A 21,053-nucleotide genomic window follows, 5' to 3' on the forward strand; every position below is an offset into this window, starting at 1 on the left:
AAAAAGCTCACATTTCAGACCGTGAGCTTTTTTATTTAACATAAATGAGTTAATTTTTAAGTTTTTTGTATAAATTAGCAAGTAATTAATTTTTTAGAACCAAACAAATCGAAAAAAAAATGAAAAATGCATTTAAATTTGGCTTTTTAGCTTTAGCTCTTTCTTTATCTGTTGTTGCTTGTAACTCAGAAAAAAAAGCTGAAGGTGGTGATTCATCTGCTGTTGATACTTCAGTTGTTGATACAACAGTTAAAGACACTACAGTAAAAGACACAACAGTTAAAGACACTACAGCAGCTGATACAACTAAAAAATAGTTTATCTGTTACTGAAAAAGGCCTTAGAAATTCTGAGGCCTTTTTTATTTTATATTAATTTCTAAGAATCAAGACCTTAAAATCCACCAATTGTAGTAAATTTGCGGCAAAAATATAATCCGCATAATGAATTTAACATCACTACAAGCTATTTCACCAGTTGATGGCCGCTACAGAAAAACAACCGAAAGTTTAGCTGCTTACTTTTCTGAAGAAGCCTTAATCAAATACCGTGTTTTTGTAGAAATCGAATATTTTATCGCACTTTGCGAAATCAACTTGCCTGGCTTAGAAAGTTTTGATAAAAATCTTTATGCTGAATTACGCAAAATCCACGAAAATTTCGCAGAGATTGATGCCTTAGAAATTAAGGAAACTGAAAAAGTAACCAACCACGATGTTAAAGCTGTTGAATATTTTATCAAAAGTAAATTCGATGCGCTATCACTTCAGCACTATAAAGAGTTTATCCACTTCGGGTTAACCTCTCAAGACATTAATAATACTGCCATTCCTTATTCTATTAAATTAGCACTGAATGAAAGTTATTATCCAGCAATTAATACGCTGATTGAAAAAATAAATGCACTGGCCACAGAGTGGAAGGACATTCCGATGTTGGCACATACACATGGCCAACCAGCCTCTCCTACCAAATTAGGCAAAGAATTTTTGGTTTTCGCCGAACGCTTGGCTATTCAGGTAGAAAGTTTAAAAAACATCCCTAATAGTGCAAAATTTGGTGGCGCTACCGGAAACTTCAACGCACACCATATTGCTTACCCTGAAGTTAACTGGGTTAATTTTTCTAACCAGTTTGTTAACGAGACCTTGGGCTTAACACGTGCACAACATACTACACAAATTGAACATTACGATCAATTTGCAGCTCAATGTGATGCTTTAAAACGCATAAATAATATTATTATAGATTTAGACAGGGATATCTGGACGTATATTTCTAAAAATTATTTCAAACAGAAAATCAAAGCCGGAGAGATTGGTTCGTCGGCTATGCCACACAAGGTTAACCCAATCGATTTCGAAAATGCTGAAGGAAATGCAGGAATTGCCAATGCTTTGTTCGAATTTTTCGCTGCTAAACTACCAATTTCACGCTTACAGAGAGACTTAACCGACTCTACTGTTTTAAGAAACGTAGGTGTTCCTTTTGGACATACCTTAATAGCTATTCATTCTACGCTACGCGGATTAAACAAAATTTTATTAAATGAAGCTGCCTTACATGCCGATCTGGACGAAAACTGGGCAGTTGTTGCCGAGGCCATTCAAACGGTTTTAAGAAGAGAGAACTATCCTAACCCTTACGAAGCCCTAAAAGAATTAACCAGAACAAATTCAAAAATCAATGCAGCAAGTATTGCAGAGTTTATTGAAGGTTTAGCTGTTTCAGAAGCGGTTAAAGTACAATTGAGAACGATTACACCTTTTAATTATACTGGCGTTTTCTAGTCAAATTAAATTGACGTTAAGCAGACAGCCAACAACGGTTTTATTAGTGAGTAATTGTTAATTTTGTTTATTCAAATTGATTAAGACATGACGATTAACGTATATACAGAACAGACTCCAAATCCAGCTACCATGAAATTCATGGTAAACAAGCTGTTAATAAATGGCAGTGAGGATTTTGCAACTAAAGAGAGTGCAGAACATTCGCCTTTTGCTAAAGAGTTATTTAAGTTCAATTTTGTTTCTGGTGTTTTTTTCGCCAGCAATTTTGTGACCATTACCAAAACAGACGATGCAGAATGGGCTGATATTGAAGCTATTTTAAAAGAATTTGTTAAGGGAGCTGTAGAATCTGAATTAAAAATTAAAGAAACAACTTCTGAAGAAGCACCGGCTTTTGAGGGTACAGAAACTGAAATTAAAATTCAGCAGATTTTGCACGATTATGTACGCCCAGCTGTTGAACAGGATGGTGGTGCAATTACATACAAATCTTTTGATGAAGGTGTAGTTACGGTAGAACTACGTGGTTCTTGCAGTGGTTGCCCGTCTTCTACCATTACGCTTAAATCTGGCATCCAAAACTTATTACAGAGAATGGTACCAGAAGTTACAGAAGTAGTTTCTGAAGCGCTTTAAAATTGTGCATTTTTCATAATACATATAGTGAAAAGGTCCCGATGAGAATCGGGACCTTTTTTGTTGCAAACGAGTCGTCACCCTGAATTTATTTCAGGGTCTTAATTGCAGAAAAGATGCTGAAATAAATTCAGCATGACGATACTTCTAATTAAAATACTGCTTAATCGCGGTTAACATCTCAGCAGTAAGTTTACCATTGGTAGCCAAAATCTCTCTTTTGGAAAAATAATCATTTCCACCAGCAAAATCGTAAACCTCTCCTCCTGCCTGCTGCACAATAAAGCACCCAGCTGCAAAATCCCATTGTTGCAGATTATATTCGAAAAAAGCATCGAAGCGCCCACAGGCTGTATATACCAAGTCTATTGCTGCTGCCCCAATTCTACGTACACCGTGGCTTTTCTGCATCATTTCGGTCAATAATTTTAAGTACTGGGGCTGTTTATCAAATTGATAATATGGAAAACCCGTTGCCAATAAACTCGATTTTAGATCAGGATTAGTAGAAACTTTAATTTCTTTCTTATTCATAAGGGCAGGTCCGCCTTTATACGAATAAAACATTTCTCCCCTATTTAATTCGTAAACTACACCAATAACAGGTAATCCATCTTCGTAAAGTGCTACACTAATACCATAAGCTGGAATGCCATGGATAAAATTGGTTGTACCATCCAATGGATCAATTATCCAGGTATAGGTTTTACCTATACGGTTAATGGTTTTCTCTTCGGTTATGAAACCTGCATCGGGAATTAATTTTTCGAGATTTTGAACCAGTTTCTGCTCTGCTGTTTTATCAACATAAGAAACCATATCATTTAATCCTTTGTATTCTATTTTCTGAACATCGAACTGCATTGCTTCTTTACGGATAAAATTTCCCGTAAGCCTTACAATCGATATTACCTTTGTACACAATAATTCGTAATTCATAACTATTTAACAATAAAACGAGGCGATTATTGGATTATAAATGAACTTATAAAATTTTAAGCTAGTTGATTCTTGTTCCTTAAGGCATAAGCACTTAGTGCAATACCGCCAACTACAAGAAAAGCAGAAATCATTTCTGCCTGGGTAAAAGACAAACCAAAAACGTGGTATTTTGAGTTTACACGGATTAATTCGATGCAGAAACGCTCAATACCGTTCAAGATCATGTAAATACCAAACATTAAACCTGGCGCTTTTATTTTATCTCTAATACGCCATAAAAAGGCAAAAAGAATTAAACATATAATTACTTCGTAAATTGGTGTTGGGTATACCCCTTGTGCCAGTTCGTTACAAAACTTACCAGTACAACCAGGAATTGGGATTCCTTCTCCTACCACATTATTCGGATACTTATAAGACCACAACCAATCTGGAAGCCAAGAAAATGGCTTAGGATTTGAATTTACAATACCCCAATCGCCATCGCCAGCTAAGTGGCAGCCTATACGGCCTACTGCATAAGCGAGCATCATTCCGGGGCCACCTACATCAAGCATATGGAGCGGTTTAATGCCGTTTCTTTTAGCAATAATTAATACAGCCGCACCACCGCAAATTAAACCACCATAAAAAGTTAAACCACTAAAGGATAACAATCTTTCTATAGGGTTTTGAACAAAATCATCCCAGTACTCTAGGTTATCGAAAAACTTTGCCCCTAAAAACCCCCAGATAGCCGCCCAAACAATCAGATTACTCATGGTTTGATATGGATGTACGGTTACCTGTGTTTCTTTTGGTTTATCCAGCTTGTGTTTATTCTTTTCGGTATAGTCCCAATATGCAAATAGCCCTGCAAAAAACAACCCACCAATTATATTTCCTTTGGTCGACATTAAAATCGACTGTGCATCATTTACAAAAAGTTTGTAGTTTAACAACGCATAAACCAGTTTATAACCAATAACAAAGCCGAAAAGGCCATTCATGATCAGCTCTGATGTAGTAGCAGGTTTGCCAACCACAATTGTCTTTTTAATTGGGTGGAGTATGCCTAATGCTTCCTTACGCTTAAGTTCTTTGGTGAAAGCCCAGTAACCGGCAACAAACGCCAGTGCTACAAAAACACCGAAAGTATTAAATGGAAGCGGTAAATTAATGCCGAATAAGTATTCTAAAAAATGTGAAACGGTAGGAAACATACAAATAATTTGTTGCGAAGATAGGAAAGAAAGACCAAAGCTGAAAGATTAAAGAGGAAAGCTTAAAGACTAAAGGAGAAAGACCAAAGCTCTTAGTTGAAAGCAGAAAAAGCGTGTAAAGGTTTATTTTTTTATTTTAGAAAAGATTGGTTCTATATTTCATCGGTTAATACAGCCCTGCTCTCTGCTTTACTTCGTGCCCGCTGCGATCAGGTTTAATTAACTTATTGCAGTAGTTTTTAGGGGGTATCGGGTGTAAAATGATAGATTCCAAAACCAGTCATCCCTTTCCACTCATTTATCATCCTGAACGCAGTGAAGGATCTATATAGAGAAAGAAAGTTTTTTTGTATTAATGTTGGCTTTTGTTTAAGTATTTTCGGGGTTCTGCATTTTACAGATAAAAGATTCTTCACTGCGTTCAGAATGACATTAAGAGATATTGACTTCCGACTGAAGCCTTTTAATGATGTGCGTAAGTGGTTTCCAATTCGGCTACTTCTACCTCTCCATCGGCTGTAATTTCTAAAAGCTTAACTGCTTTCAATTCATTTACCATAACCGGATCGTATTTGGCGCGTACTTTTACATAATTTTTGGTAAAACCATGCATGTAACCCGATTTCTGATCGGCTTCGAATAGCACTTCAGCTTCAGCACCAATTTGAGATTCGTAGAAAGCCCTACGTTTTTTATCAGATAAAATATGGAGCATTTTACTGCGCTCGTTACGCTCACTGCCCGCCACAACACCTTTCATTTCGGCTGCAGCTGTTAATTCGCGCTCAGAGTAAGTAAATACATGTAGATAAGAAATATCTAGCTGATTTAAGAATTGATAAGTATCCAAGAAATCTTCTTTCGTTTCGCCCGGAAAACCAACAATCACATCAACGCCAATACAACAATGCGGCATTACCTCCTTAATTTTGGCAACACGCTCTACATACAGATCACTACGGTAACGACGGCGCATTAAACCTAAAATTTTATCAGAACCCGATTGCAAGGGGATATGAAAATGCGGAACAAACCTTTTAGAAGTGGATACAAACTGAATGATCTCATTGCTCAAAAGATTCGGTTCAATAGATGAAATGCGGATTCTTTCAATTCCTTCTACCTCATCTAAAGCTTTAACAAGGTCGAAAAATTTATCTTCACGCTGGCCATTTCTGATTCCGAAATCGCCAAGATTTACACCGGTTAAAACAATTTCTTTAACACCGCTATCTGCAATCATTTTTGCACGATTCACCACATTTTCAATGGTATCGCTACGACTTGCACCGCGTGCTAAAGGAATAGTGCAGTATGTACAAGGATAATCGCAACCATCCTGTACTTTCAAAAAAGTACGTGTCCTATCGCCAATCGAATAAGAGGCAATAAAATTATGATTTACTTTCTCTATATTTTGCTGATGAATAAGGGTTTTCGGTTGTTTAGTTAAATCGGTAATATATTCTACTATCCTGAATTTTTCTGCAGCGCCCAAAACCATATCAACACCTTCTATTTCGGCAATTTCCTGTGGTTTTAACTGCGCATAGCAACCTACAATGGTTACAAAGGCATTAGGAGAATATTTTAAAGCTTCTTTAACAACTTTACGGCATTTTTTATCGGCATGCTCGGTAACAGAGCAGGTGTTAATCACATAAACATCGGCCTGATCCTGAAATTCTACTACGGCATAACCTGCATCGGTAAATAAACGACCGATGGTTGATGTTTCGGAGAAGTTGAGTTTACAACCTAATGTATAAAATGCGACCTTTTTCATTGAGGCTGCAAAGATAGGAAATTTGTTTGGAGTTAGTAATTTCATGCAGTGATAGCACACAAATTACAGTGAATTAACAAAAGATTAGTTTGGCGTTTGGAGTTTAGAAAATTTTATGAAATATTAATTTACTCCAAACGAACAACTCAACACTCACAACTAATCTTCCTGCCAACGATAACTTTCCTGTTCGAAACCTGCCAGGTCTAACACGCGGCTAGTTACCGTGCCGGCAACTTCTTCTATTGTTTGAGGCAAACTGTAAAAAGACGGATTGGCCGGACAGACGATTCCACCCGCTTCAGTTACGGTTTTCATATTGTTGATATGGATTAAACTGAACGGGGTATCTCTTACTACAGCTATTAATTTCCTGCGTTCTTTTAACACAACGTCTGCTGCCCTCGAAATCAAATCGTTTGATATTCCATGTGCTACCCTACCCAAAGTTCCCATAGAACAAGGAATGATAATCATGGTATCGTATTTTGCCGAACCTGAAGCAAAAGGTGCATTAAAATCGTTCTTATTATAAAATGTAAAGTCTTTAAAATGGTTATAATCCTGGTTTCCCAGTTCGAATTGCCAAACCGCTTTTGCATTGTCGCTCATCACTACACCAACAGCCTCAATCTGATCTTTTAATATTAATAACCGGTCAAATAAAACTTTTGCATAAATAGAACCACTGGCACCTGTAACCGCAACAATCACTTTCTTTTTAATCATAGCACAAAAATACTTTTTCTAAATCCATTAAAACAAAAAAGGGCCAGAACATTGTTCTGACCCTACATCTACCTATGAAAAACATACCCTCGAAAGGGTAAGAACAAATATATATAAATTTTTAAAAAAATGTAAGTGAGAAACGTTAAATCGCTTAAATCAAACATTTAATTTAAAAACAAAACGTAACAAACTGATTACCAAATAAATAATTTTATAAAAAAACATATAAAAACAATTTTTCCACTTAAAAAGACATCATTTTCAACAAAATATCGCTCAAGATTGTCTTACAAATCAGTCATAATTACTAAGTAAGGTCCTACTTTACAGTTAGGCTATCAATTTTTACACTATTGACTTTACAATTTTTTGATATTGATATAACATAAATAAATTCGGTTACTTAAGAATATTAAGGCGATTCTTACAACTTATAATCTTGAATGAGTGCCCTTTCGTAACTGAAGCGCAAACGAGTTATTACACACCTTTTTTATAGCCCAATATATGAAATGTTTAACCATAACAGACCAGGGCACCAAATAAGAGACTTTAAGCACGGAACTATAACAACTTACAAACAAACATAAAAACACGACACACTTACAATTTATACCATTCTGTATGATAAATATTATATCATCCTTATAAATCGGTTGGTGATTAGCTGCTTAACGATTATATTTGGGAAAGTGTCAACTTAAATTTATGATAGATTTAGCCTCTCCATTCTTAAAAGCACTATTAAAACATTCTAAGAATCCCATAATCATTTTTAAAGTTAAACCAATATTGGTGGTGGTAGAACATAACGATGCTTACCAAGCTTTAATAGAGCGGGTGGGAGGAAAATTAAAATTCTATGATATTAACATTGTTCCAAACCTCCTATCTGCTTCTGAAAAGGTGCTTCTGATTAAAACAGTTCAGAAAGTAAGCGAGCTTAAGGCAAAAAGTACGCTGGTTATTCATCCCATTTATTCTAACTCACCAAATGTAAAATGGGAACTGGAATTTTCTCCGGTATTACAAAACGATCGCCCTGTTGAATATATCATCTGTTCATTAAGGGAAATTCCGCTAGATGAAAATGACCTTGAAAATATTTTATTTGAACTTTCAGAAAGTGAAGCACGTTTTAGAGGATTTTTTGAACAGGCCCCTCTGGGCATGTGCGTATTAAAAGGCCCAGAGCTTATTACAGAATATGCAAACGATAACATATTAAAACTTTGGGGCAAATCCAGGAAAGAAGTAATCGGGGTTCCACAAGAAAAAGCACGACCAGAGCTCGAAAAACAGCAAGCACTTGTAGCGCATGTAAAAGATATTTTTAAAAACGGCCAACCTTTAACAATCAATGAATTAAAAATTTCGACACCTGTTTCAGACGGTTATTTCATCGCTTTTTATGAGCCGTTAAAAAATGATAAAAATGAAGTAAACAGGATTTTAGTGATTATTAAAGATATTACGGAGCAGGTAAATTTTAAAAAAGAACTACTTAAAGCTAAAGACATTTTAAAAATAGCCATGGATGCATCAGAAATGGGTTCATGGAATATCGATCTGGAAAGCAAACAGATACTTTTATCGGAAAGGGCACAACAAATTTACGAACTGGAAAATAACAGGTTGGGTATAGGAGAAGCCAAGTCATTGATATCTATGGAAGACATCGGGCACCTTACTAGTGGCATCAGACGCGCATTACACCACCGAAATGCTTTTAACATCGAATATCAGATTAATTTGAACGGCATAGGCGCTAAAAGCAAGTGGTTAAGAACAGCAGGCAAAGCCTATTATAACGAACAAGGAAAAGCCGTTTATATTGCCGGAGCTGTTTTGGATATTACAGAACATAAACAGGACGAAATTAGAAAAAACGACTTTATCGGTATGGTAAGTCACGAGCTTAAAACTCCATTAACATCGTTAAGTGCTTATGTACAACTTTTACAGCATAAATTTAAAGAAACTGATAACGACTTCACTATTCAGATACTTGATAAGGTAAATGTTCAGTTAAAAAGAATGTCGTTAATGATTGATGGCTTTTTAAATGTATCCTTATTAGAAGCTGGAAAAATTTTATTGAACAAAACAAATTTTAGCCTTGTTGATCTGATTAAAACCATAGCTGAAGAAAATAGAATTGTTTTACCCAGCCATTTTATCCAGGTGATTGGTACGGAAGAAATGATTGTAAATGCCGATATGGAGAAAATCGGCAATGTGATCACTAACCTGATTGGAAATGCAGCGAAATACTCAAAAAAAAACTCTTTAATTGCAATAAAGTGCGAAACACAAAAGGATTATGTAATTGTAAGTGTGGAAGATGAAGGCATAGGTATTAGGGAAAATGATATACCCAAACTTTTCGACCGTTTTTATCGCGTAGACAGCCCTGACACTAAAACAATTGCAGGATTTGGAGTTGGCCTGTATATCTGTGCAGAGGTAATTGAAAGGCATCAGGGAAAAATTTGGGCAGAAAGCAAATTGGGTAAAGGTTCTACATTTTATTTCAGCTTACCTACTGCAAATGACCAACAATAATATGTAATATTAATTTGCTTGGGTATGTGAAACTAACCTCTTATTTCTTCCATTTCTAATTTAACGTTAACGGCTACCAAACCACGTTTGTGTAATTCTATTTCAAAAATTATTTTCGAATTTATATTAATTTGATCAGATATATTATCTAATTGAAAGTGAATATCCTGGCCATTTTCGTCAATAATGATTCCGTGTCCATATTCAAAGTCAATCTGAGTAACGTCTCCCTTCCTCATATCTCCCATTACAGAATATTTTTTATAAATAATAGACAATTATAGTCATTTTATGTATAATTAAAAATACATATAACTATTTTTTGTGCAACTATTAATCATTACATACACCTTTTATTATTACTAAACCGAATTAATAGAACAAAATGAACGATTTCGACTCTATTTTAGTAATGATTAAAATGTTATTTTTTTTTTAAATAGCTGTTTTACAAATTGTTATTACAAATAAAAAATTCTATTTTTATTGAACCAAATCGAGCTTGTGCGTGTTATTAACTGAATTAATCATCCCAATTATGAAAAATCTCATCCAAACCCCGAGCATTAAAGAAGAAATCATCATATTATCGGAAGAAACAGATCGAAATTATTGGGCTAACCGTTTAGGCGTAAGTTCTGAAGCTTTGAAATCTGCGGTGAGGGCAACAAGAAGCATTATGTTAAATCAAATCACAGCTTATTTAAACCAGCAAAAGAAAAAAATCAGCATTTCCTGATTTTAAATCAGTATAATTACAAGTACTTTTTACAATTATTTGGGTTGGTTTAAACCTTTAATCAATTCAATAGTTCTTTATATACAATATAAAGAATTACAAATGGCAACTACAACAAAAACAGCAAGCGCTACTAAAAGACTTACATCCTCTGTAGTCACAAAGTTTATTTCAGATTCGAATTTGTCACTTTCAGCTTGTTCAAACGCTTAAGAATGTCTTCGACAGGCTATCAACGACATATTTTTTTTAAACACCTTATAATAAGCATATTATGCAACAATTCAATAAAGAGCATAGGCTTAATAAAGTTACGAATCTGTCATCAACACTCCGATGCATTTGAAAAATTCTAGCCTCTACCATTGACAGATTCAAAAGAACGGACGTCATTGCGAGGAGGAACGACGAAGCAATCTTTCACGCTAGTGATCCTTGCCATAAGGATTGCTTCGTCGGCTGAAAAAGCCTTCTCGCAATGACGATAATCTGAGGAGATTTAATCTCTTAAATTTACCCGTTGTTAATATTGATTTTTATACTATAAATTAACCCTCAGGATGACAAATAGATACAAATAATATAGCTTCTTCTATTTTACGATTAATACTTTAATCTTCCCGTACAATAAGCCAATAGATTAACAGATTCTTTTGAAATTTTCTTGGGGTTAAGGTTATCCTTGATATTGGTAACTGCGGTTCCAAGCTTCTCTTGCAAAAGATCGAGCATCCCCATTACATTTTCTGGTACTATGGTTAAGGATAATAAGGGATAGTATTTATTCTCCAGATCCTTTTTTTGATTATTTGTCGCCAAATTTAAAGTCCATTCTTCAGTTGCAGAAAAACCATATTCATGCTTCGTATTATTAAGTTCGTACAAAAAAACTTTTGCCTGAACTTTCAGATCGTTACTTGCCATTTTTACCTGGCTTTTTTGCAAATAAATCTGTCTCGACCTTTGCCGACTTACCTTTTCCGGATTGATAATCTGAGGGTGCCTTTTTGTTTACACTAGCCTCTTTTTTTTTGTCTCTACTCATCTTTAAATGATTACAGTTTGATAAGACCAATCATCATTGCATAAACAATTCGGTGATTGGAATAAAAAATACTCATCTAAAATTTAAGATTAGAGAATACCGCAATGGTACATCAGCGAGAGAAAAGCAATGTAATTAGATTATTAATTACTGACATAATCAAATATACATTTATAATAGGCTAAAATCGTCATATCAATATCGTTATCGAGATATATTTTACCTGCGGTAGCGGTGCCAAACCCTATACCATTTTTTATTATTAGGGTAACTGCGATGCGACGTTCTGTTGTTTATCATTATAGCGACTAAGAGTAAAATACTAGCGCCAGATAAAACCGGGCACAGTACATATAAATAACCTAATGAATGGATTTTAGCAGACCCGATATTGGCTATTAGTGCAGTAGCTCCACCTGGGGGATGCAGTGTTTTGGTAATCTGCATCAATACAATAGATAAAGAAACCGACAAGGCAGAAGATAACCACACTTCGCCGGGAATAAGTTTATGAACGGTAACGCCTACCAATGCACAAACCACATGTCCACCGATTAAATTCCTCGGCTGCGCCAGTGGGCTGTTTATAATTCCATAAATAAGTACCGAAGAGGCTCCAAATGAACCGATGAGAAACAAGTTATCGTTGGCTGTAAAGTATTTAGAATGGAGTAAGCCGATAATGCCAATACCTAAAAACGCTCCAATAAATGTCCAAACATGTTCTTTAAAATCAACTAAAGTTTCTTTGTAGACAATATATTTTGCTGTGCGAAGGTGTTTTCTTATCCGTTTTCTCATAACCTGTACTGGAGCGCGTGCAAAATTAGCAAAATATAAAAGGGAAAAGAGAATGTTTATCAAATAAAAAAGGGTTGAAAAATGAATTTCAACCCTTTAAAATGATTCTTATTTTCGATTTATTTTTGAGACTGTTCAGGCGCTTTTCCGATCAGATCCATAAACTGATCTAACTTAGGTGTAATAATGATCTGTGTACGTCTGTTTTTCGCTTTCCCTCCTGCTGTAGTATTATCAGCAATTGGATTAAATTCACCACGCCCGCCTGCTGTTAAACGCTTAGGATCGACAGCATATTTGGTTTGCAATACCTGAACTACTGACGAAGCACGCAAGGCACTCAAATCCCAGTTGTTTCGGATATTGGTCTGCGCGATAGGCACATTATCGGTATTACCCTCAATCAGCACATCATAAGTATCGTAATCTTTGATGATTTTTGCGATTTTGTTTAAAGTTTCTCCCGCTTTATCGGAAACTTCGTAACTGCCCGATTTATACAACATATTATCAGCTAAAGAGATATAAACTACGCCTTTAAGCACCTGTACATCAACATCTCCCAACTCTTCTTTACTTAATGATCGCGTCAAATTATTAGTCAACACCATATTAAGTGAGTCACTTTTATTTTTGGCATTCACCAGTTGTTTGATGTATTTATTCGAACTGTTAATTTCATCAACCAATTTCGAAATGTTAACATTGCCCTGGCTACTAGAATTTAAACATTTGTTCAAAGCATCCTGCAATGCAGTTACATTGGCTTTTTCTGAGGCAATCTGTTCTTCTAAACTTTTAACCCTGCTTGTGCTGCCGCTAAGCTCGCGTTGGCTATCCTGGTATTTATTGCTTAACTCCTGGTTCCTTTCTCTCAGCTTGGAATAGGTATCCTGAAGTTCTGCATATTTCTTATTGCTTACACAACCAGCTGCAAGCGCTAGGGCAAACAGCATTATAGGAATTGATTTGTATAATTTCATAATCTTATTTTTATTTATTGATAATAGGTTAACAAATTCCTTGCCGCAAAGTTCAATACCGGCCTGAACCGATGTTAAAAAGCGTTAATCTTTACCGAATCGAAGCTAGCCAAAGCTTTATACGCTCTTAATCCTATACTACCGGATTGATATTGACTATCTGCTGCAGAAAGAATGGATTCTGCCGACCCGTTTATAAAAACATCAAATTTATCTCCTTTCGCCACTATCTTTAAGGTATACATTTTGTTCATTTCAACAGGATATTTTCCTGAACTTATAACTGTCCATTTTTGCCCGTCAGCTTTTCCCAACAGTACCGTTCCATTAGACTGATCCAAACCCACATAATACCCTTGGTAAGCATCGGCACCAATTGCCGGATCAGAAACCCTGAACATTAAACCAGCATCGCCGGCAGTATTGATTTTAACATCTGCCTGGTAACTAAAATCTTTAAAATCTGTTCCATTAGCCACATATTTAGATCCATTTATGCCATAACCACCAGAGCCTGCGTTTGATGCCGAATTAACCTGTCCATCTTTCCAAAACCAGCCACCTCCATAAAAAACCCAATTATTGGCCATTCCATGATCAAAATTTTCGGCCAAAGCCTTATTTATTTTTTTTGGCCGACCGATTACAGGAAAACAGCTTAGGCGTATATTTTCAGATCCGTAAGGCACCAAGGTAATTTCTTCCTGTTTTTCGGTTGAGGAAATTGGACTAAAAGGTACATCAAAAGCAGCTATTTTATTATAGCTTAAGCCCCATGACGGAATCTTTTTTGCCTGAACCTTTAATTTAACTGGTGTATTAGCCGCGATAAAGGGATTTTCGGGCATTGTAGCGTTCACTACACTAACTTTGCTTAAATTACCTTTATCTAATACTAAACCATAATTCCATGCCGATTCCGGACGGATTTCGTAATCTGTAAAACCAGCAACCTGATGTGTTTTGGTTACCTTATTTGCTGCCTTAATTTCTAATGCATACACAATAGGACCACGTTCTACACTAATGGAATTGTTTACTTGGGCCTGAGTAGTAATTTGCATCGGAAAATTCAGTTCTAATTGATCCTGATTTTTCCATTCGCGGGATATGGTAAACATTTCACCGGCTTTTACTCCTTTTAATATAGTTCCATTTAATTTAATACTTGGTTTTACACTCCAGGCTGGGATTCTTAAAATCAATGGAAAGGATGTAGAAGTGGTAAGCCCCACTTTTAACCTGATCTGTTCTTCGAAGGGATAATTGGTTTCTTCGGTAATTTTTATTTTTTTTTTGTTGGCTACCACAGTTTCTATTTCCATTGGGCCATAGGTAATTACTGCCAAACCTCTCTCAGGGGTAGCCACTACACTGCTTTTTACAAAATAAGGCCAGCCCATGTGCATGTTATAGCGGCAGCATCCATAACCTGAATAAGGACTAGAAACGATACCTGAGCTATAATCCTGATTAAAGCCATGCTCCCCATGAATGCTTTGAACCTGATTGGGTAATGTATAATATGAATGGTTTTTAAAATCGCTGCTAAACTGAGCAGGTAAAGCATTAAAGGCCACTTTTTCCAACTGATCGCCGATACTGACATCATGAATAACCTTTGCCGCAGTTTCTAAACTCTGCATCCATTCTACCACGGTACAGGTTTCTACTCCTTCTATGCTGCTTGTACCCGCCAGAAATTCAGTTCCTGAACCTAAACCTTCTGGCTGACCATGGTCGTGCATAATGTGTGCTATACCTTTGGAAAGTGCTTCAAGATTAGAAGGACGATCTTGAAGTTGAGCATAAAGCACCGGGAATTTTAAGGCTTGAGCTACATTAACCATATGTTTTGGTTGAAAATCATCACCAAAAAAGTAAAACCCGTTATTGCTATAAATATCGATCCAAGGGTATGCCTGTTGTTTTAACTTTTCTACGAGTCGTAATAAATCCTGATCACCGGTTTTATTGTAAAGCCAAATGGCTATTTCCATATTATCACCCGCTCTTGATTTACCCCATTCCTTTAATGGATCGACATCAAGATTGGCCAGTTCGTATTTAAAATATTTTGACAGAAAAGGAATTACCCTTTTATCATTTGTGGCCTCGTAATAGCTTTGCAAAGCATACATCATTGGCATGCGTGGCCACCAATCCTTCATTTTCAGCGGGCCGAATAATCCGTTGGCTTGTTGATTGTTTAAAGTCCAATCGATATACTTTTGTGCTTTCGCTTTTAGCATAGGATCATCTAAGGTATAAGCCAATGCTACTAAACCTTTAACATAATATGGTACCCGCTCCCATCCATTTCCATCGCCTCCTAGCCAATCGGAGTTTTTGCCCAGATTATCTTTTTCCGGGTATAACTCTTCTGCCATTCCCGTTGCACCATCCCTTTGCTGTTCCAGTTGCTTTAACAACCATCCTTTGGCTTTAATACTCCCTATGGGCAATTGCACATAAACATGCTGTTTTAAGGGAGCTTTGTTGAATTCGGTTAAATTCTGGGCATTTAAAGTATGAATAGATAGACAGGAAACCAGAAAATAGATTGAGGTAAATATTCTTTTCATAAAAGGATTATTGGTTAGATAATATTTCATAAAACTAATAAATATGAGTGAATATTAAAACGATTTAGTAATCTTATATTCAAACAATTCAAAAAACACTGTCAAGTTGGTTAAAGCAAAGCTAAACGCTGAGAACAATAAATTGAAAGATAAAATTATACAGTTTGCAAAGCTGGAGGTTTACACTAGATTGTGATATATACCCATTTTTAACTCGCCATGGTAGGCATTGGCCTGGTTCGCTCTTTGCGCTTTTGGTTGAAACTGAGATTAGTTCTATATTAGATCTAGAGAGCGTTAATTTAGAATCGGGGGATAGCCATTGGTTATTCCCCGTTCTTATTTTTAAGCAAATATTTTATCCTGAAATGCTTGTACAACTGGCAGAAATTACTTTCCAATCTTCTCTCACTTTACCCCAAACCCTTAACCATTGATATTTCCCGTTAACTAAAATATTTGAATAACTTCCCTTAATAAAAAGACTTGCAGAAACAATAACAATAGATTCAAAAACACGTATTTCCCGTTTGGATACTTTGATTTTGGCAATTTTGATCATGCCACTCCGGTAGGCTTCCAGATCCATATCTTTATCCAACACATTCCCATACTGATCATGAAAAAGCATTCCATCGGCAAACAATAAGTCGAGTGTGTTCAGGTCTGTTCTTTTGAACCCATCTAATAATTTTTCTTCCAGATCGGCAATCAGGAGAATGGTTTCCTGGTCTGATAAAGTATTTGGCATAATTTCCGGTTAGCCAGTAAAAATATAAAGTAAGCCACAAAGAATAGCGTAACTTTAAATATTGCCTGCATTACACGGATTTAACCACACACATTGCACAAATTTTTATCAGTTATTTCTTGTCAAAGGTAAGGCCTTGCCAGGTATCTGTTCTGAATGGTGATGCCGGTAAGCCATCATTACTAACCAGGTTACACACAGGATTATTTCCCCATGCATAGCGAACCGCAACGGGATTTGCCACCTGATCGCTACTTACTATGATCTGATTCTCCTGGATGCTTGCTTTGGCCCAATAAAATTTTTTATCTGCTCCAGCGATGGCAAAACCGGTTAGTGCTGCACCATCTGCGGCTTTTAATCCATTTTCTGTATTGCCAAAAGTTAAACGGATCTGTTTTCCTTCTACTTTATTTGATAGATAAACGGGGCCAGAATAGTTTATTTTCTGACCATATGTTTTAGCCAGGGCAATTAAGGCTAACCTTCTACCCACCTCTTGTTTGTTTTTAGGGTGAATATCTTTTGCATCACCTATATCGATAATGGTCGCCATGCCTGTATTTGGCAGTAAAAGTGTTTTTTGTTGGGCTTCTCTAAGCTCTGCCCAGGCAGATTCTACAGGCGCGCGATCAACCTGCATAAAATTGGCCAGTTGAACGAAATAGAATGGAAAATCTCCCTGTCCCCATTTCTGGCGCCAATCTTTAATCATCGTTGGAAATAATTCACGGTATTGGTAAGCCCTATCGGCATTACTTTCTCCCTGATACCAAATGGCACCTTTAATTGAAAATTGCAGGTAAGGATGAATCATCGCATTGTACAAAACGGTTGGTCTGTTAGGGCCATTTTCTTCGTAAGGTTTAGCTTCAATATTTTTAAAATCTATCCCTACTTTATATTTCCAGTCGCCAACTAAAGAAATTTTCTCTGCCGTGTTGTTTGTTAAGCTCAAATCTTTGGCATCACCATATATACCGCCACCACCGCCACTATCAAAAACCCTAACGGTAATTGTATTTTCACCTGTTTTAAGCAGGTTTGCAGGTATCGTGTATGTTCTTCCAACATTATACCCTACCGTTTCGCCTACTTTTACTCCGTTTACGAAGGTGATATCGTTATCATCAATTGTACCTAAATTAAGTTTAGCACCATTTGTTTTCCAGTTTTCGGGGATGTTAATCTTTTTTGTAAACCATACAATGCCATCAAAATTTTTAAGTACTGCATCTTCCCACAAGGCCGGCAAAACCATGCTTTTCCAGTTTGTAGTTTCTGCCAAAGCCCATTTTGTTTCTCCAGCGTGATAACCCGAATCTTTTTCGGTTGTCATTTTAACCCAATTCTGCAGTTTTTCTTCATAAGAAACTGTTGAAGGATTTTTAGCTAATTTTTGGATCTTATCAATTGCAGCAGAAAAATCGGTCATTTTTTTAAGCGATTCGGCACTTGTCCAGGCTTCAGCAATTGTTCCTCCCCAAGAGGTATGGATTAGGCCAATAGGGATTTTGGTTTTTTCATACACTTCGCGGGCGAAGAAATAGGCTGTAGAAGAAAATTCGGCAATATATTTTGGGCTACATTCCTGCCAACCACCATTAGTCACTTTGGCATCGTTAAGTGGAAAACTACTGGTAACATGTTCTGCCTGCAATAAACGGATATTTGGAAATTTAGCATCAGCAATTTCTTTTTCGTTGTTAAGGATTTTCCCCCAACCTGCCAGTGGCATTTCCATATTTGATTGGCCTGAGCAAATCCAAACATCACCTATTAATACATTGTTTAACACCAACAATTCTCCGTCGGAAATGGTGATGGAATATGGACCGCCGTAACCTGGTGTTGCCACTTTAATTTTCCAATTGCCATTGGCATCGGCAATAGCCCCATAATTAATTTTATTCCACGAAACCGTTATCTTAACCGCTTTACCAGCTGTGGCTTTACCCCAAATGGCCGCATTTGTTTTTTGCTGCAAAACCATATTGTCGCTAAATACAGATGGCAATAAAATTTTCGACTGCACTAGTAGTGAACTGAAGAGGAATAATGCGCTAATGAGTATAGATTTTAACTTAGGGATGCTCATATTTTAACCTATTTTTTGATGATTAGAAAGCGAATGTACATTTTATGTCTGTCAACATCAATATATATGTCTGCTCTTCACAAATTTATGATAAAAATGAGGCAAAATTCATTCAATTAGTTTGGGTAAGAATATCATTTTGCTTATTTTGCAGGTCTAAAAGAACAATTCTGGATTTAAGTTTGATTTAACCGGATGTTCTCTCAAATTACTAAATTAATGGTTAAGATTTTTATAGGTGGCCTTCCTGACAATATCCAAGAGATGGATTTGGCAATATTGGTTAGCCTTCATGGTAGGGTAGAAACGATTAAAATTGTTCGCGATAGAGCTACTGGGAAGTGTAAAGGCTATGCTTTTTTAGAAATATACAGTTTACCGGATGCTAAAAATATTGTATCTACCCTAAATGGAGAAACTTTTAAAGGCAATGTAATTACAGTTAAAATATCGGAAGAGGAAAGTGGTGTTCAAGCGGCAAAGCCAAAAACCAACCAACCTTTTAAAAGCAAAAGGCCCAGGCTTCAGCGTTAGTTTCTAATTAAGGCTTTCCCACGCATGCTCTGCTATAATTTGCCGATATCTTAAGAGGTATTGTACGTTTCAGCAATTATAATTAGCGTTTCCTTTTTGTTGACCATTACGAATTGAAGAACATTAAGGATTTCTCCATTAAATTTAAATGTATTTATTTGCAGGAATTCCAGACATCCTCCGTTTCATTGAATAATTTATTTCGGTCAGGGACTTTTTAATTCAGTTCTAAACCTATATTTTGCAAGTAAGTGTTTCGATCTCTATTAAAAAACGCGTTTTGCAGATATGGAAAATTATGCCATTGTAATATTTATTTTAGCTGTGATGATTGGCCTTTCTGCTGTAGCCGATCGAATTAAAATCCCCTATCCTATTTTATTGATTATAGCTGGAATAGCAGTAGGTTTTGTTCCATCTTTACCACCAATTGATATTAATCCTGAAATTATATTTTTGATATTCCTCCCCCCATTGCTTTACGATGCCGCTTTTAATATCTCATTCAAGGAATTTAAAACCAATATCAACACCATATTCACATTGGCCATTACGCTGGTTTTTATCACCGCTATTGGTATTGCTGTAGTTGTACACTATATGATCCCGGGGATGAGCTGGCCAGTATCTTTTGTATTAGGTGCAATTCTTTCTGCTACTGATGCAGTTGCTGCTATGAGTATTACCAAAGGATTAGGTTTATCTCACAAAACAAATACCATATTGGAGGGCGAAAGTTTAGTTAACGATGCTTCTGCATTGGTAGCATATCGTTTTGCGGTTGCCGCGGTAACAGGAACAGCCTTTGTATTTTGGAAAGCATCGCTTGAATTTGCCTTTTTAATGGCCGGTGGATTCTTAATCGGCATGGTGATGTCGAAAACTCTCGCCTTCATTATTAAAAGAATCCATAGTAACCGTTTGGCTACCATTAGCTTTATGTTATTGATGCCTTTTGTTACCTATTTAATTGCAGAACAGGTACATGTTTCTGGTGTTATTGCAGTTGTTATTTTAGGATTGGGCATTTCGAGGTTTAGCAACAATGTATTTCCTGAGCAGCTTAAAAACCAATCAAAAAACATTTGGGATATCATTATCTTTTTATTGAATGGGCTGATATTCATTTTAATCGGGCTACAATTCCCTTATGTATACAAAAACATTAACAATGCCGATATTTTACCTTACATAGGTTATTCGCTGGTAATTACCATTGTTGCGCTGTTGTTAAGAATGGCCCGTGTTTTCCTACAAAAATTTAATCTTCAAAAAGCCTTTCAGAAAGGGAAACACCGTATTACTGAGGGTGCATTGCTTGATTTCAAGAACAGTTTGATCATCAGCTGGTCGGGCATGCGGGGTATTGTTTCATTGGCCATTGCAATTGGATTACCAGCTACTTTATCGGATGGAAGTGCGTTTCCGCAGCGTAATACTATTATATTTATATCTGTTGTAGTGGTATTGTTTACCTTAATTGGGCAAGGGCTTACCTTGCCATGGTTAGTAAAGAAATTGGCTACTGAAGAGGATTAGTAGCCTTTAGGTCAACCCTTTAAGGAATGAAAAATTAAAGGCTTGAAGGCTTGAATTTAAAAGCGAGCGTCATTCCGAGTTTTAATTTATTGTATAAAATTCAATATGAATGACATAGGGATTTTATAGCTCGCAATATATCGTCATTGCGAGGCACGAAGCAATCTTAATGCACTCGCAAATAGCGATATTTGTAGTATTGCTTCGTCGTTCCTGCTCGCAATGACGACCTTACTAATGAGATCTGTTATTGACAGCTTGTTTCAGGATCTTTTAGGATGGCAAGTTTTATCATTAAGGAGTTAAGAACATTAAGGCTTAA

Annotated in this window: 19 protein-coding genes; 7 read left to right on the plus strand and 12 right to left on the minus strand. The window is 36.3% G+C overall.

All coding sequences use genetic code 11. The features are described 5' to 3' along the window. The first annotated feature begins 119 nt into the window (after positions 1 to 119). The 3 genes from EYS08_RS14825 to EYS08_RS14835 all read left to right on the plus strand — a co-directional run bounded on the left by EYS08_RS14825 (position 120) and on the right by EYS08_RS14835 (position 2,429). Positions 120 to 317 (plus strand): hypothetical protein, encoded by a 198-nt coding sequence (locus tag EYS08_RS14825; RefSeq protein ID WP_131030781.1) that lies wholly within the window; start codon positions 120 to 122, stop codon positions 315 to 317. A gap of 126 nt (positions 318 to 443) precedes the next feature. Continuing rightward, positions 444 to 1,790 carry an adenylosuccinate lyase gene (gene purB, locus EYS08_RS14830; protein ID WP_131030782.1) on the plus strand — a complete coding sequence of 449 codons (1,347 nt, stop codon included), beginning with the start codon at positions 444 to 446 and terminating at the stop codon, positions 1,788 to 1,790. Between the two features lie 87 nt (positions 1,791 to 1,877). Then, the gene (locus EYS08_RS14835) at positions 1,878 to 2,429 is read left to right on the plus strand and encodes a NifU family protein (RefSeq protein WP_131030783.1); all 552 of its coding nucleotides are present in this window, start codon (positions 1,878 to 1,880) and stop codon (positions 2,427 to 2,429) included. A gap of 147 nt (positions 2,430 to 2,576) precedes the next feature. Here the strand turns inward: EYS08_RS14835 and EYS08_RS14840 are convergent, their stop codons facing one another. From EYS08_RS14840 to EYS08_RS14855, 4 genes are all read right to left on the minus strand, one after another. After that, on the minus strand, positions 2,577 to 3,368 hold the full coding sequence (locus EYS08_RS14840) for an inositol monophosphatase family protein (protein ID WP_131030784.1): 792 nt from the start codon (positions 3,366 to 3,368) through the stop codon (positions 2,577 to 2,579). 56 nt (positions 3,369 to 3,424) lie between these two features. Then, positions 3,425 to 4,573, minus strand: coding sequence for a prolipoprotein diacylglyceryl transferase (locus EYS08_RS14845; protein ID WP_131030785.1), 1,149 nt, complete (start codon positions 4,571 to 4,573; stop codon positions 3,425 to 3,427). Between the two features lie 463 nt (positions 4,574 to 5,036). Continuing rightward, positions 5,037 to 6,359, minus strand: a complete 1,323-nt coding sequence (gene mtaB / locus EYS08_RS14850) for a tRNA (N(6)-L-threonylcarbamoyladenosine(37)-C(2))-methylthiotransferase MtaB (RefSeq protein WP_131030786.1) — start codon at positions 6,357 to 6,359, stop codon at positions 5,037 to 5,039. A gap of 159 nt (positions 6,360 to 6,518) precedes the next feature. Further along, positions 6,519 to 7,088, minus strand: coding sequence for a UbiX family flavin prenyltransferase (locus tag EYS08_RS14855; protein ID WP_131030787.1), 570 nt, complete (start codon positions 7,086 to 7,088; stop codon positions 6,519 to 6,521). Positions 7,089 to 7,799: 711 nt separating this feature from the next. Between EYS08_RS14855 and EYS08_RS14860 the strand changes: the two genes are divergently transcribed. After that, complete coding sequence (locus EYS08_RS14860; protein ID WP_131030788.1) at positions 7,800 to 9,656, plus strand: PAS domain-containing sensor histidine kinase; 1,857 nt, start codon at positions 7,800 to 7,802, stop codon at positions 9,654 to 9,656. A 32-nt stretch (positions 9,657 to 9,688) separates the two neighbouring features. Here the strand turns inward: EYS08_RS14860 and EYS08_RS14865 are convergent, their stop codons facing one another. After that, positions 9,689 to 9,934, minus strand: coding sequence for a hypothetical protein (locus EYS08_RS14865; RefSeq protein WP_131030789.1), 246 nt, complete (start codon positions 9,932 to 9,934; stop codon positions 9,689 to 9,691). Positions 9,935 to 10,194: 260 nt separating this feature from the next. Here EYS08_RS14865 and EYS08_RS14870 point away from each other — a divergent pair, with 260 nt between their 5' ends. Continuing rightward, positions 10,195 to 10,395, plus strand: coding sequence for a DUF3606 domain-containing protein (locus EYS08_RS14870; protein WP_131030790.1), 201 nt, complete (start codon positions 10,195 to 10,197; stop codon positions 10,393 to 10,395). Between the two features lie 603 nt (positions 10,396 to 10,998). On the opposite strand, the gene EYS08_RS14875 is transcribed toward EYS08_RS14870, so the two are convergent. The 7 genes from EYS08_RS14875 to EYS08_RS14900 all read right to left on the minus strand — a co-directional run bounded on the left by EYS08_RS14875 (position 10,999) and on the right by EYS08_RS14900 (position 18,658). Then, on the minus strand, positions 10,999 to 11,319 hold the full coding sequence (locus EYS08_RS14875) for a hypothetical protein (protein ID WP_131030791.1): 321 nt from the start codon (positions 11,317 to 11,319) through the stop codon (positions 10,999 to 11,001). Further along, positions 11,309 to 11,440, minus strand: a complete 132-nt coding sequence (locus EYS08_RS26470; RefSeq protein WP_262711735.1) for a hypothetical protein — start codon at positions 11,438 to 11,440, stop codon at positions 11,309 to 11,311. The genes EYS08_RS14875 and EYS08_RS26470 overlap by 11 nt, the downstream gene beginning before the upstream one ends. A gap of 219 nt (positions 11,441 to 11,659) precedes the next feature. Further along, entirely contained in the window at positions 11,660 to 12,241 is a 582-nt protein-coding gene (locus tag EYS08_RS14880) for an HPP family protein (RefSeq protein WP_131030792.1), read from the minus strand. Between the two features lie 119 nt (positions 12,242 to 12,360). Further along, positions 12,361 to 13,224, minus strand: coding sequence for an OmpA family protein (locus EYS08_RS14885; RefSeq protein WP_131030793.1), 864 nt, complete (start codon positions 13,222 to 13,224; stop codon positions 12,361 to 12,363). A 74-nt stretch (positions 13,225 to 13,298) separates the two neighbouring features. After that, complete coding sequence (locus EYS08_RS14890; RefSeq protein WP_131030794.1) at positions 13,299 to 15,809, minus strand: beta-L-arabinofuranosidase domain-containing protein; 2,511 nt, start codon at positions 15,807 to 15,809, stop codon at positions 13,299 to 13,301. A gap of 358 nt (positions 15,810 to 16,167) precedes the next feature. Beyond that, on the minus strand, positions 16,168 to 16,560 hold the full coding sequence (locus EYS08_RS14895; protein ID WP_131030795.1) for a nuclear transport factor 2 family protein: 393 nt from the start codon (positions 16,558 to 16,560) through the stop codon (positions 16,168 to 16,170). 112 nt (positions 16,561 to 16,672) lie between these two features. After that, the gene (locus tag EYS08_RS14900) at positions 16,673 to 18,658 is read right to left on the minus strand and encodes a sialate O-acetylesterase (RefSeq protein WP_131030796.1); all 1,986 of its coding nucleotides are present in this window, start codon (positions 18,656 to 18,658) and stop codon (positions 16,673 to 16,675) included. Between the two features lie 219 nt (positions 18,659 to 18,877). Here EYS08_RS14900 and EYS08_RS14905 point away from each other — a divergent pair, with 219 nt between their 5' ends. Beyond that, positions 18,878 to 19,192: an RNA recognition motif domain-containing protein gene (locus tag EYS08_RS14905; protein ID WP_057934255.1), complete on the plus strand. Its 315-nt coding sequence runs from the start codon at positions 18,878 to 18,880 to the stop codon at positions 19,190 to 19,192. A 288-nt stretch (positions 19,193 to 19,480) separates the two neighbouring features. Further along, the gene (locus tag EYS08_RS14910) at positions 19,481 to 20,731 is read left to right on the plus strand and encodes a Na+/H+ antiporter (RefSeq protein ID WP_131030797.1); all 1,251 of its coding nucleotides are present in this window, start codon (positions 19,481 to 19,483) and stop codon (positions 20,729 to 20,731) included. The last annotated feature ends 322 nt before the right edge of the window (positions 20,732 to 21,053 follow it).

Origin of the sequence: Pedobacter kyonggii, assembly GCF_004310665.1 — a bacterium.
GTDB classification, from domain to species: domain Bacteria; phylum Bacteroidota; class Bacteroidia; order Sphingobacteriales; family Sphingobacteriaceae; genus Pedobacter; species Pedobacter kyonggii.